We start from the raw sequence: 12,954 nt of genomic DNA, 5'->3' as shown, positions 1-12,954 counted from the left end.
CGGTGTCGGTGGTCGCGGCTACGCTTCGAACCATGGAGCCAACCCGTGCCGTGCACCCGTTCGAGGTCATCAGCGAGTACAAGCCGAGCGGTGACCAGCCCGGCGCGATCGCCGATCTGAGCGCCCGCATCAACGCCGGCGAGACCGATGTCGTCCTGCTGGGCGCCACCGGGACCGGCAAGTCCGCGACCACGGCCTGGCTCGTCGAGGCCGTGCAGCGCCCCACGCTCGTGCTCGCGCACAACAAGACCCTCGCCGCGCAGCTCGCCAACGAGTTCCGCGAGCTGTTCCCCAACAACGCCGTCGAGTACTTCGTCTCGTACTACGACTACTACCAGCCCGAGGCCTACGTCCCGCAGACGGACACCTTCATCGAGAAGGACAGCTCGGTCAACGCCGAGGTCGAGCGGCTGCGCCACTCCACCACGAACTCGCTCCTGAGCCGCCGCGACGTGATCGTGGTGTCGACCGTCTCCTGCATCTACGGCCTCGGCCAGCCCGAGCAGTACCTCGAGGCGATGGTGGCGCTCCAGGTCGGCCAGCGGGTCGACCGGGACCGCCTCATCCGCAAGTTCGTGTCGATGCAGTACGCGCGCAACGACGTCGACTTCGCCCGCGGCACCTTCCGGGTGCGGGGCGACACGATCGAGATCATCCCGATGTACGAGGAGCTCGCGATCCGGATCGAGATGTTCGGCGACGAGATCGAGGCGCTCTACACGCTCCACCCGCTCACCGGCGACATCGTCCGGAAGCTCGACTCCGTGTCGGTCTTCCCCGGCTCGCACTACGTCGCCAGCCAGGACGTCATGCACCGTGCGATCGACACCATCCAGCAGGAGCTCGAGGTGCGCCTGGCCGACCTCGAGAAGCAGAACAAGCTCCTCGAGGCGCAGCGCCTGCGGATGCGCACGACCTTCGATCTCGAGATGATGCAGCAGATCGGATTCTGCTCCGGCATCGAGAACTACTCCCGCCACATCGACGGCCGCGAGTCGGGCGAGGCCCCGCACTGCCTGCTCGACTACTTCCCGGACGACTTCCTCGTCGTGATCGACGAGTCGCACGTGACGGTGCCGCAGATCGGTGCGATGTACGAGGGCGACGCCTCCCGCAAGCGCACGCTGGTCGAGCACGGCTTCCGCCTGCCCTCGGCGATGGACAACCGGCCCCTGAAGTGGGAGGAGTTCAAGTCTCGCGTCGGTCAGACCGTCTACCTCTCGGCGACCCCGGGCCGCTACGAGATGGGCATCGCCGACGGCATCGTCGAGCAGATCATCCGCCCGACCGGCCTGATCGATCCCGAGATCGTCGTCAAGCCGACGAAGGGCCAGATCGACGACCTGCTCGAGGAGATCAAGCGCCGCACCGAGCGCGACGAGCGCGTGCTCGTCACGACGCTGACGAAGCGCATGGCCGAGGAGCTCACCGACTTCCTCACGGAGGCCGGCGTCCGGGTCCGCTACCTGCACTCCGACGTCGACACCCTGCGGCGCGTCGAGCTCCTCTCGGAGCTGCGGGCGGGCGTGTACGACGTCCTGGTCGGCATCAACCTGCTGCGCGAGGGGCTCGACCTGCCGGAGGTCTCGCTCGTGGCGATCCTCGACGCCGACAAGGAGGGCTTCCTCCGCTCGTCCACGTCGCTCATCCAGACGATCGGCCGTGCGGCGCGCAACGTCTCTGGCGAGGTCCACATGTACGCCGACAAGGTGACGGACTCGATGCGGCTCGCGATCGACGAGACCGACCGCCGACGCGAGAAGCAGGTCGCCTACAACCTCGACCACGGCATCGACCCGACGCCGCTGCGGAAGAAGATCGCCGACATCACCGACGCCCTCGCCCGCGAGGGGGCCGACACCGCCAAGCTGCTCGCCGGGCGCGACGCCAAGAAGAAGAGCCCGACGCCGAACCTGCGCCGTCAGGGTCTCGCTGCGAACGGCGGCAACGATCTCGAGGCGATCATCTCCGACCTCAACGGGCAGATGCTCCAGGCGGCGGGCGAGCTCAAGTTCGAGCTCGCGGCCCGGCTGCGGGACGAGGTCCAGGAGCTCAAGCGCGAGCTCCGCCAGATGGAGAAGGCCGGGCACCTGTCCTGATCGGGGGCGCTGATCCGCAAGGGGAGGGGCCCGCGGATCAGCGCCCAGCGAACGCCACGGGCGATGTCGGTGGCTCCGCATACACTTTCGGAGTGTCGATCCTGAACGCCGTTACGGACCCCTCCTCCACCCCCTCTCCCTCCTTCCACCGCTTCGTCTCCTCGCTCGACGAGTCGTCCTCGAAGCTGGTGGTGAGCGGCGCGCGGGTGCACAACCTGCAGAACGTCGACCTCGAGATCCCGCGCGACTCGATGGTGGTGTTCACCGGTCTCTCGGGCTCGGGCAAGTCCTCCCTGGCCTTCGACACGATCTTCGCGGAGGGCCAGCGGCGCTACGTCGAGTCACTCTCCGCGTACGCCCGCCAGTTCCTCGGGCAGGTGGACCGGCCGGACGTCGACTTCATCGAGGGCCTCAGCCCCGCGGTCTCGATCGACCAGAAGTCGACGAACCGCAACCCGCGCTCCACCGTCGGCACGATCACCGAGATCTTCGACTACATGCGTCTGCTGTGGGCGCGCATCGGCGTCCCGCACTGCCCCATCTGCAGCGAGCGGATCTCCGCGCAGACCGTGCAGCAGATCGCCGACCAGCTGATGGAGCTCGAGACCGGTACCCGCTACCAGATCCTCAGCCCCGTCGTCTCGCAGAAGAAGGGCGAGTTCGTCGACCTCTTCAAGGAGCTGACCGCGGGCGGCTACTCCCGCGCCATGGTGGACGGGAAGCTCGTCCAGCTGAGCGAGCCGCCGGTGCTCAAGAAGCAGTACAAGCACGACATCTCCGTCGTGGTCGACCGGCTCGTGGCCGGCCCCGACATCCTCGGGCGCCTCACCGACTCGCTCGAGACGGCCCTGCGGCTCACCGACGGCCTCGTGCAGATCAACTACGTCGACGGCGAGGGCGACGGCGCCTGGACCACCTACTCCGAGAAGCTGTCCTGCCCCAACAACCACCCGATCTCGCTGACCGAGATCGAGCCGCGGACCTTCTCCTTCAACGCGCCCTTCGGCGCCTGCCCGGAGTGCTCGGGCCTCGGCACGCGCATGTCGGTCGACGACGAGCTGCTGCTCGGCGACCCCGACCTGAGCATCGCCGAGGGCGTCATCATCCCCTGGACCACCCAGGGCAAGGGCTTGTTCCAGTACTACGAGAAGCTGCTCGACGGCCTCTCCCGCGACCTCGGCTTCACGCTCACCACCCCGTGGAAGCGCCTCAGCACCGAGGTGCAGCAGGCCGTCCTCCACGGCGACAACTTCGAGGTCAAGGTCAAGTGGAAGAACCGCTACGGCCGCGAGATGAGCTACACCTCGGGCTTCGAGGGCGTCGTGCCCTACATCGAGCGCCAGTTCGTCCAGGCCGAGACCGACGTCCAGCGCACCCGTTGGTCCGAGTTCCTCCGCGAGGTGCCCTGCCCCGTGTGCAAGGGCTCCCGCCTGAAGCCGGAGGTGCTCGCCGTGCTCGTGCACGGGGCGAGCATCGCGGACGTGGCCGACCTCAGCCTCGGCGACGCCCAGGACTTCATGAGCCGGCTCGAGCTGACCGACCGCGAGGCGCACATCGCCGCGCAGGTGCTGCGCGAGATCCGCGCGCGCATCGACTTCCTCATCGAGGTCGGGCTCAACTACCTCAACCTCTCGCGCGCCGCCGCCTCCCTGTCGGGCGGCGAGGCGCAGCGCATCCGCCTGGCGACCCAGATCGGCTCCGGGCTGACCGGCGTGCTCTACGTGCTCGACGAGCCGAGCATCGGCCTGCACCAGCGCGACAACCGCCGCCTGATCGACACCCTCATCAAGCTGCGCGACCTGGGCAACACGCTGATCGTGGTCGAGCACGACGAGGACACCATCCGCACCGCCGACTGGATCGTCGACATCGGCCCGGGCGCCGGGGTCAACGGCGGCAAGGTCGTGCACTCCGGCTCCTACGAGTCGCTGCTCGAGAACACCCACTCGCTCACCGGCGACTACGTCTCGGGCCGCAAGGCGATCGAGGTCCCGAAGAAGCGGCGGAAGATCGACCGCAAGCGGATGATCAAGGTCGTCGGGGCGAACGCCAACAACCTCCGCAAGGTCGACGCGGAGTTCCCGCTCGGCACGTTCGTCGCGGTCACCGGGGTCTCCGGCTCCGGCAAGAGCACCCTCGTGAACGACATCCTCTACCGCGTGCTCGCCAACCAGCTCAACGGCGCCCGCAAGGTGCCGGGCAAGCACACGCGCGTCACCGGCCTCGAGAACCTCGACAAGGTCGTGCACGTCGACCAGAATCCGATCGGCCGCACGCCGCGCTCGAACCCCGCCACCTACACGGGCGTGTTCGACCGCATCCGCAACCTCTTCGCCGAGACCACCGAGGCGAAGGCGCGGGGGTACCTGCCCGGCCGCTTCAGCTTCAACGTCAAGGGCGGCCGCTGCGAGGCCTGCTCGGGCGACGGCACCATCAAGATCGAGATGAACTTCCTGCCCGACGTCTACGTGGCGTGCGAGGTCTGCGGGGGAGCGCGCTACAACCGCGACACCCTGACCGTGCACTACAAGGGCAAGAACATCGCCGAGGTGCTCGACATGCCGATCGCCGAGGCGGCCGACTTCTTCGAGCCGATCACGGCGATCCACCGCTTCCTCCGCACGCTGGTGGAGGTGGGCCTCGGCTACGTCCGCCTCGGGCAGAGCGCGACCACGCTCTCCGGCGGCGAGGCGCAGCGCGTCAAGCTGGCGACCGAGCTCCAGCGCCGCTCCAACGGCCGCAGCGTCTACGTGCTCGACGAGCCGACGACGGGCCTGCACTTCGAGGACGTCCGCAAGCTCCTCCTCGTCCTCAACGGCCTGGTCGACAAGGGCAACACGGTGATCACCATCGAGCACAACCTCGACGTCATCAAGTCGGCAGACTGGCTGATCGACATGGGTCCCGAGGGCGGCGCCGGCGGCGGACAGGTGGTCGCGGTGGGCACCCCCGAGCACGTGGCGAAGGTCGAGGGCAGCCACACCGGCATGTTCCTCGCCGAGATCCTCGGCTGACGCGAGCGAGAGGCATGGCGCAGACAGTCGACTTCCGGCCGAAGCCGGGTGAGATCCCGACCCTCCCGGGCGTGTACCGCTTCACGGACGCCCGGGGGCGGGTGCTCTACGTGGGCAAGGCCAAGAACCTCCGCGCGCGGCTGAGCAACTACTTCGCCCCGCTGCCGAGCCTGCACGAGCGCACCCGCCGGATGGTCACCTCGGCCTCCGGGGTCGAGTGGACCGTCGTCGGCACCGACGTCGAGGCCCTGCAGCTCGAGTTCACCTGGATCAACGAGTTCGATCCCCCGTTCAACGTCAAGTTCCGCGACGACAAGTCCTACCCCTACATGGCGGTGACGCTCGGCGACGAGGCCCCGCGGGTGATGGTCACGCGGAACGCCAAGATCAGGAAGGCCCGCTACTTCGGGCCCTACCCCAAGATCTGGGCGATCCACGAGACGATCGACCTGATGATCAAGGCGTTCCCGATCAGGACCTGCAACGACTCCAACTACAAGCGCGCCATGCAGAGCGGCAAGCCCTGCTTCGCGTCGCAGATCGGCCGCTGCGGCGGGCCCTGCTCCCACCGCGTCACCTTCGCCGAGCACCGCGAGATGGTCGACCGCTTCGTCGCCTTCATGGGCAGCCACGACCGCCGGATGATCGGCGAGCTCGAGAAGGAGATGCGCGAGGCTGCGGCGGCGATGGAGTACGAGCGCGCGGGGAAGCTTCGCGATCAGGCCGCCGCCCTCGACGCGGTCCTGGCCAAGAGCGCGGTCGTGCTCAAGGACAACGTGGACGTCGACCTCTACGCGATCGTCCACGACGAGCTCGCCGCCTCCGTGCAGCAGTTCCGGGTCCGCGGCGGGCGCATCCGCGGCGAGCGGGGCTGGGTCGTCGACAAGGAGCTCGACATGAGCACGGCGGAGCTCGTCGACACGGCACTCCAGGCCGCCTACGAGACCGGCGACGTCCCGCCCCGGGAGGTCGTCGTGCCGGAGCTGCCCGAGGACACCGAGGCGCTCGAGGAGTGGCTGAGCGGACTGCGCGGCACGAACGTGCGCCTCCGAGCGGCCCAGCGCGGAGACAAGGCCGCCCTCCTCGAGACGGCGACGCAGAACGCGAAGCACTCGCTGATGCTCTACAAGACCCGCCGCTCCGCCGACTTCACCGCTCGGACGCAGGCTCTGGAGGACATCCGCGACGCCCTCGGCATGAGCGAGGCGCCGCTCCGGATGGAGTGCTACGACGTCTCCCACCTCAGCGGCACCAACATCGTCGCCTCGATGGTGGTCTTCGAGGACGGGCTCGCGCGGAAGGACCAGTACCGGCGGTTCTCCATCGCGGAGTCGACGGACGACACCGAGTCGCTGCACCAGGTGCTCACCCGCCGCCTCGCGTACCTCCGCGAGCCGGTCGAGCCCGCGGCGGTCGACCCCGAGACCGGCGAGGCCAATCGGCGCAAGTTCTCGTACCCCCCGCAGCTGCTGATCGTCGACGGCGGTCAGCCGCAGGTCGCAGCCGCGCAGCGCGCGCTCGACGAGTCCGGGGTGACCGGCATCACCCTCTGCGGGATCGCCAAGCGCCTCGAGGAGATCTGGCTGCCGGACTCCGACTTCCCCGTCATCCTGCCGCGCAACAGCGATGCGCTCTTCCTCTTCCAGCGCATCCGCGACGAGGCGCACCGCTTCGCGATCACCCACCAGAGGACGCGTCGCAAGCGCGACATCTCGTCGCAGCTGGCCGAGGTGCCCGGGCTCGGAGGCACGCGAGTCCGCGACCTGCTGAAGCACTTCGGATCCGTCGCCCGGCTCCGCGAGGCGGGCGAGGCCGAGATCGCCGAGGTCAAGGGCATCGGCCCGACGCTGGCGGGCGCGATCCACGCGCACCTGCATCCGGACGGGTCCGCCGTCGGGGGCACGCCCTAGGCTGGAGGCCCGCGCTCCGGGGGAGAGCGGCCGGTGCCCCGCACCGAGGACACGAGCAGACACGAGCACGGAGAGCGCATGAGCACGGAGAGCGAGCAGCAGGACGTGCTGATCGTCACGGGGATGTCCGGAGCGGGCCGGTCCACCGCCGCGAACGCGCTGGAGGACCTCGGCTGGTACGTCGTCGACAACCTGCCGCCGCAGATGCTGCGCCCGCTGGTCGACCTGGCGCAGCGTGCGGGGGACACGCTGCCGAAGATCGCGGCGGTCGTCGACGTCCGCGGACGCGACTTCTTCGAGGACCTCGGCGACATCGTCCGCGAGCTGCGCGCCGGGGTCGACCTCCGAGTGGTGTTCCTCGAGGCCACCGACGCCGCGCTCGTCCGCCGCTTCGAGCAGGTGCGCCGTCCGCACCCGCTGCAGGGCCGGGGGACCCTCCTCGACGGCATCTCCGCCGAGCGGACGCGCCTCGCTCAGCTGCGGGAGTCGGCCGACATCGTCATCGACACCTCGGACCTCAACATCCACCAGCTGGCCACCAGCATCACCGAGCGCTTCGCCGAGGCCGGCCGCGCGGGCCTCCAGGTCACGGTGATGAGCTTCGGCTTCAAGTACGGGCTGCCGACGGACGCCGACATGGTGGCCGACGCGCGGTTCCTGCCGAACCCGTACTGGATCCCGGAGCTGCGTCCGCACACGGGTCTCGACGAAGAGGTGAGAGACTACGTGCTGGCCCAGCAGGGCGCCGAGGAGTTCATCGACTCCTACTCCCGGGCCCTGCGCCCCGTGCTCGACGGCTACCAGCGCGAGAACAAGCGCCACGCGACCATCGCGATCGGCTGCACGGGAGGCAAGCACCGCTCCGTCGCGGTCGCGGGCCGTGTCGCGGCCCGTCTGGCCGAGCTGCCGGGCGTCGCCGTCAACGTGGCGCACCGCGACCTCGGCCGAGAATGATCCCCGCGCGCTCAGTCGCGCACCCGACGTAAGGAAGACTCCGTGGCCCTCACCGCAGACGTCAAGGGCGAACTGGTCGCGATCGTCTCGCGCAAGAACACCGTCCGTGCCGCCGAACTGGCGACCATCCTCCGCTTCTCCGGAGGACTGCACATCATCTCCAACCGCCTCGCGGTCGAGGTCGAGCTCGACTCCGCCCCGCTCGCGACCCGCGTGCGCCGCGACCTCGCCGAGCTGTACGGCGTCCGCAGCGAGGGCAGCATCGTCTCGGCCGGCGGATCCCGGAGGACCACGAGCTGGCTGGTGCGCGTCGTCGAGGGCGGGGACACCCTCGCCCGGCAGACCGGCCTCCTCGACCAGCGGGGCCGGCCCGTCCGCGGCCTGCCCAACCGCCTCACGACCGGCTCCCGCGAGGAGCTCGCCGCCCTGTGGCGCGGCGCCTTCCTCGCCCAGGGCTCGCTGACCGACCCGGGCCGCTCCGCGGCGCTCGAGATCATCTGCCCCGGCAACGAGGCGGCCATGGCGATCGTCGGAGCCGCCGGACGCCTGGGAGTCCAGGCCAAGTCCCGCGAGGTGCGCGGCGTCCACCGGGTCGTCATCCGCGACGGCGAGAGCATCAGCGCGATGCTCACCCTGATGGGCGCGACCGCGACCGTCGCGAGCTGGGAGGAGCTGCGCCAGCGCCGCGAGGTGCGGGCGACCGCGAACCGCCTCGTCAACTTCGACGACGCGAACCTCCGCCGCTCCGCCCAGGCCGCCGTCGCGGCGTGCGCCCGCGTCGAGCGCGCGATGGAGATCCTGGGCGACGACATCCCCGAGCACCTTCGCTACGCCGGGCGCCTGCGCCTCGCGCACCGCGACGCGAGCCTCGACGAGCTCGGCCACCACGCCGATCCGCCGATGACGAAGGACGCCGTCGCCGGCCGCATCCGCCGCCTCCTCGCGATGGCCGACAAGCGCGCGTCCGACCTCGACATCCCGGGCACCGACGCGAACCTCCCGGCCGAGCTGCAGGACCTGTAGACCCGGCCGCACGGCGCGCCCCGCCCGGCGAACGCTGAGTGTCTCCTGGTCGAACAACGCAAGCCCTCCGAACGCGGAGGGGCCCCCTCGCTAGACTGATCGGGTCGCTCAGGACACTCCCGGCCCTCCTCCTCCGCCTCGCGGAGGACGCCGAGACGCCGGCGGGTCGCACGGGAGCGACGACCACGAACAGGAGATCGCACATGGCTGACTACACGCTCGCCGAACTGCCCTACGACTACTCGGCCCTCGAGCCGAACATCAGTGGGCGGATCATGGAGCTCCACCACGACAAGCACCACGCGACGTACGTGGCCGGGGCGAACACCGCCCTCGCCTCGCTGCAGGAGGCTCGCGACAGCGAGAACCTCGCGAACGTGAACAAGCTCCAGAAGGACCTCGCCTTCAACCTCGCCGGTCACGTGAACCACACCGTGTTCTGGAACAACCTCTCGCCGGACGGCGGCGACAAGCCCGTCGGCGAGCTCGCCGCGGCCATCGACGACAACTTCGGGTCGTTCGACAAGTTCCGCGCCCACTTCACCGCCTCGGCCCTCGGCATCCAGGGCTCCGGCTGGTCGATCCTCGCCTGGGACTCTCTCGGCGAGAAGCTCATCATCGAGCAGCTCTACGACCACCAGGGCAACCTCGCCGCGGCGACCGTCCCGGTCCTCCTCCTCGACATGTGGGAGCACGCCTTCTACCTCGACTACGTCAACGTGAAGGCCGACTACGTCAAGGCGTTCTGGAACATCGTGAACTGGGCCGACGTCTCCGCGCGCTTCGAGAAGGCCCGCGAGAAGACTTCGGGCCTGCTGCTACTGTCGTAGCGATCTCGGCGTCCCGGGCCCCGCGTCCGGGACGCCCTGTCGTCGGCTTCCACCCCTCCACTGCACCGTCGAGGTGCCTTTCCTCACCAGGAGATATCTGTGTCCGTCAAGATCGGCATCAACGGCTTCGGCCGTATCGGCCGTAACTTCTTCCGTGCAGCCCTCGCCAAGGGCAGCGACCTCGAGATCGTCGCGGTCAACGACCTCACCGACAACAAGGCCCTCGCGCACCTCCTGAAGTACGACTCCATCACGGGCCGCCTCGACGCGACCGTCGAGCTCGACGGCGACCGCATCGTCGTCAACGGCAAGCCGATCATCGTCCTCGAGGAGCGCGACCCCGCGAACCTCCCCTGGGGCGAGCTGGGAGTCGACGTCGTCATCGAGTCGACCGGCCGCTTCACCAAGTCGGAGGACGCGCGCAAGCACATCACCGCGGGTGCCAAGAAGGTCATCGTCTCCGCTCCCGCCACCGGCAGCGACGTCGCGACCCTGGTCCTCGGCGTGAACGAGAACACCTACGACCCCGCGACGCACGACATCATCTCGAACGCGTCCTGCACCACGAACTGCCTCGCGCCGCTCGCCAAGGTGCTGCTCGACAACTTCGGCATCGAGCGCGGCCTGATGACCACGGTCCACGCGTACACCGCCGACCAGAACCTCCAGGACGGCCCGCACAGCGACCTGCGTCGCGCCCGCGCCGCCGCCGTCAACATCATCCCGACCTCGACCGGTGCCGCCAAGGCGCTCGGCCTGGTCATCCCGGAGCTCGTCGGCAAGCTCGACGGCTACGCCCTCCGCGTCCCGGTCCCGACCGGCTCGATCACCGACCTCACCGTCGAGCTGACCAAGCCCGCCACCGTCGAGGAGATCAACGCGGCGTACAAGGCGGCCTCCGAGGGAGACCTCAAGGGCATCCTCAAGTACACCGAGGACCCGATCGTCTCGAGCGACATCGTGACCGACCCGCACTCGTCGATCTTCGATGCGGGCCTCACGAAGGTCATCGGCAGCCAGGTCAAGGTCGCCTCCTGGTACGACAACGAGTGGGGCTACTCCAACCGCCTCGTCGACGTCACCGAGTTCGTCGCCGGCAAGCTCTAAGGGCTGCGCGCAGTGACGTACCGCACTCTGGACTCACTGGGCTCCCTCGCAGGCAAGCGCGTCGTCGTCCGCTGCGATCTGAACGTCCCCCTGAAGGACGGAACGATCACGGATGACGGCCGCGTGCGCGCGTCGGTGCCCACGCTCCAGCGTCTGGTCTCCGAGGGCGCCCGAGTCGTGGTCGTGAGCCACCTCGGGCGCCCCGAGGGGAAGCCCGAGGCGAAGTACAGCCTCGCTCCCGTCGCCGCCCGCCTCGGCGAGCTGCTCGACGCTCCGGTGGCCTTCGCCGAGGACACCGTCGGGGAGGCGGCGTCGGCCGCCGTCGACGCCCTCGAGGACGGCCAGGTCGTCGTCCTCGAGAACCTCCGGTTCAACGCCGGCGAGACGAGCAAGGACGAAGCCGAGCGCCGCACCTTCGCCGAGAAGCTGGCCGCCTACGGCGACGCCTTCGTCTCCGACGGGTTCGGCGTCGTGCACCGCAAGCAGGCGAGCGTCTACGAGCTCGCCGAGCTTCTCCCCAGCGCCGCCGGCACGCTGATCGCGGCCGAGCTCGAGGTGCTGGAGCGGCTCACCGAGAAGCCCGAGCGCCCCTACGCGGTCGTCCTCGGCGGCTCGAAGGTCTCGGACAAGCTCGGCGTGATCGAGCACCTGCTGCCGAAGGTCGACTCGATCCTCATCGGCGGCGGAATGCTGTTCACCTTCCTCAAGGCCCAGGGCCACGAGGTCGGCGCCAGCCTGCTGGAGGCGGACCAGGTCGACACCGTGCTCGGCTACCTCGCGAAGGCGAAGGAGCTGGGCGTGGAGATCGTCCTGCCGACGGACGTCGTCGTGGCGTCGGAGTTCGGCCCCGACGCCGAGCACCAGGTCGCCTCGGCCGACGCGATCGAGGGCACGCCCTTCGGTGAGAAGGGCCTCGGCCTGGACATCGGACCGGACACCGCCGCGCACTTCGCCGAGATCATCGCGGCGTCCGAGACGGTGTTCTGGAACGGCCCCATGGGCGTCTTCGAGCTCGAGCCGTTCGCGGCGGGCACCAAGACCGTCGCGAAGGCGCTCACCGAGGTCGACGGCCTCAGCGTCGTCGGCGGAGGCGACTCCGCCGCGGCCGTCCGCGCCCTCGGGTTCCGTGACGACCAGTTCGGCCACATCTCGACGGGAGGCGGAGCGAGCCTCGAATTCCTCGAGGGCAAGCGCCTCCCCGGACTGGAGGTCCTCGGATGGTAGACACCGCCGCCCGCACCCCGCTCATCGCCGGCAACTGGAAGATGAACCTGGACCACCTCCAGGCCATCGCCTTCGTGCAGAAGCTGGCGTGGAGCCTTAAGGACGCCGACCACGACTTCGACGGCGTCGAGGTCGCGGTGTTCCCGCCCTTCACGGACCTCCGGCCCGTGCAGATCCTCGTCGACTCGGACAAGCTGCCGCTCAAGTACGGTGCGCAGGACGTCTCGAAGTTTGACAGCGGCGCCTACACCGGTGAGATCTCGGGCCAGTTCCTGAAGCAGCTCGACTGCGACTACGTGATCGTCGGCCACTCGGAGCGTCGCACGCTCCACGGCGAGACGGACGCGGACATCGCCGCGAAGTCGGCTGCGGCCCTCCAGCACGGCGTCGCTCCGATCATCTGCGTCGGCGAGACCGCGGAGGACCTCGAGAAGCACGGCCCGTCGGCCGTGCCGGTCGCCCAGCTGAAGGAGGCCCTCACCGGCCTCCCCGCGGACGCCGACCTCGTCGTCGCCTACGAGCCGGTCTGGGCCATCGGCTCCGGACAGGCCGCGACGCCCGAGCAGGCCCAGCAGGTCTGCAAGGCGCTCCGCGGTGTCGTCGCCGACGTCCTCGGCGCCGACACCGCCGCGAAGACCCGCATCCTCTACGGCGGCTCCGTGAAGTCCGGCAACATCGCCGGCTTCATGCGCGAGCCCGACGTCGACGGAGCACTCGTCGGAGGCGCCAGCCTCCAGGTCGACGAGTTCGCGGCGATCGCGCGATTCCGGAACCACGTCGGGGTCTGAGCTGC

The 12,954-nt window shown here is 69.4% G+C and carries 9 protein-coding genes; all 9 read left to right on the top strand.

Annotated elements, in window-relative coordinates; all coding sequences use genetic code 11:
* Positions 1 to 32 precede the first annotated feature (32 nt).
* Positions 33 to 2,099, top strand: coding sequence for an excinuclease ABC subunit UvrB (gene uvrB, locus C5C74_RS03720; protein WP_104221901.1), 2,067 nt, complete (start codon positions 33 to 35; stop codon positions 2,097 to 2,099).
* Between the two features lie 188 nt (positions 2,100 to 2,287).
* A complete protein-coding gene (uvrA, locus tag C5C74_RS03715) occupies positions 2,288 to 5,113 on the top strand; it encodes an excinuclease ABC subunit UvrA (protein WP_258064088.1) in 2,826 nt (941 codons plus the stop codon).
* Positions 5,114 to 5,127: 14 nt separating this feature from the next.
* On the top strand, positions 5,128 to 7,023 hold the full coding sequence (uvrC, locus tag C5C74_RS03710) for an excinuclease ABC subunit UvrC (protein WP_104351003.1): 1,896 nt from the start codon (positions 5,128 to 5,130) through the stop codon (positions 7,021 to 7,023).
* Positions 7,024 to 7,101: 78 nt separating this feature from the next.
* Positions 7,102 to 7,977 (top strand): RNase adapter RapZ, encoded by an 876-nt coding sequence (rapZ, locus tag C5C74_RS03705; RefSeq protein ID WP_097166020.1) that lies wholly within the window; start codon positions 7,102 to 7,104, stop codon positions 7,975 to 7,977.
* A 42-nt stretch (positions 7,978 to 8,019) separates the two neighbouring features.
* On the top strand, positions 8,020 to 9,000 hold the full coding sequence (gene whiA / locus C5C74_RS03700; RefSeq protein ID WP_104221905.1) for a DNA-binding protein WhiA: 981 nt from the start codon (positions 8,020 to 8,022) through the stop codon (positions 8,998 to 9,000).
* 203 nt (positions 9,001 to 9,203) lie between these two features.
* Complete coding sequence (locus C5C74_RS03695) at positions 9,204 to 9,830, top strand: superoxide dismutase (RefSeq protein WP_104221907.1); 627 nt, start codon at positions 9,204 to 9,206, stop codon at positions 9,828 to 9,830.
* A 99-nt stretch (positions 9,831 to 9,929) separates the two neighbouring features.
* Positions 9,930 to 10,937, top strand: coding sequence for a type I glyceraldehyde-3-phosphate dehydrogenase (gene gap / locus C5C74_RS03690; RefSeq protein ID WP_104221909.1), 1,008 nt, complete (start codon positions 9,930 to 9,932; stop codon positions 10,935 to 10,937).
* Between the two features lie 12 nt (positions 10,938 to 10,949).
* Positions 10,950 to 12,161 (top strand): phosphoglycerate kinase, encoded by a 1,212-nt coding sequence (locus tag C5C74_RS03685; protein WP_104351002.1) that lies wholly within the window; start codon positions 10,950 to 10,952, stop codon positions 12,159 to 12,161.
* The gene (gene tpiA / locus C5C74_RS03680; protein ID WP_104237487.1) at positions 12,155 to 12,949 is read left to right on the top strand and encodes a triose-phosphate isomerase; all 795 of its coding nucleotides are present in this window, start codon (positions 12,155 to 12,157) and stop codon (positions 12,947 to 12,949) included. The genes C5C74_RS03685 and tpiA overlap by 7 nt, the downstream gene beginning before the upstream one ends.
* Positions 12,950 to 12,954: the final 5 nt, after the last annotated feature.

The organism is Rathayibacter sp. AY1E8 (genome assembly GCF_002931415.1).
Taxonomy (GTDB): domain Bacteria; phylum Actinomycetota; class Actinomycetes; order Actinomycetales; family Microbacteriaceae; genus Rathayibacter.
This window is presented reverse-complemented; position numbering and strand designations above follow the sequence as displayed.

Coding starts and splice junctions, on each gene's coding strand:
- uvrB (WP_104221901.1), top strand. CDS start 33: ATGGAGCCAACCCGTGCCGTGCACCCGTTCGAGGTCATCAGCGAGTAC.
- uvrC (WP_104351003.1), top strand. CDS start 5,128: ATGGCGCAGACAGTCGACTTCCGGCCGAAGCCGGGTGAGATCCCGACC.
- rapZ (WP_097166020.1), top strand. CDS start 7,102: ATGAGCACGGAGAGCGAGCAGCAGGACGTGCTGATCGTCACGGGGATG.
- C5C74_RS03695 (WP_104221907.1), top strand. CDS start 9,204: ATGGCTGACTACACGCTCGCCGAACTGCCCTACGACTACTCGGCCCTC.
- tpiA (WP_104237487.1), top strand. CDS start 12,155: ATGGTAGACACCGCCGCCCGCACCCCGCTCATCGCCGGCAACTGGAAG.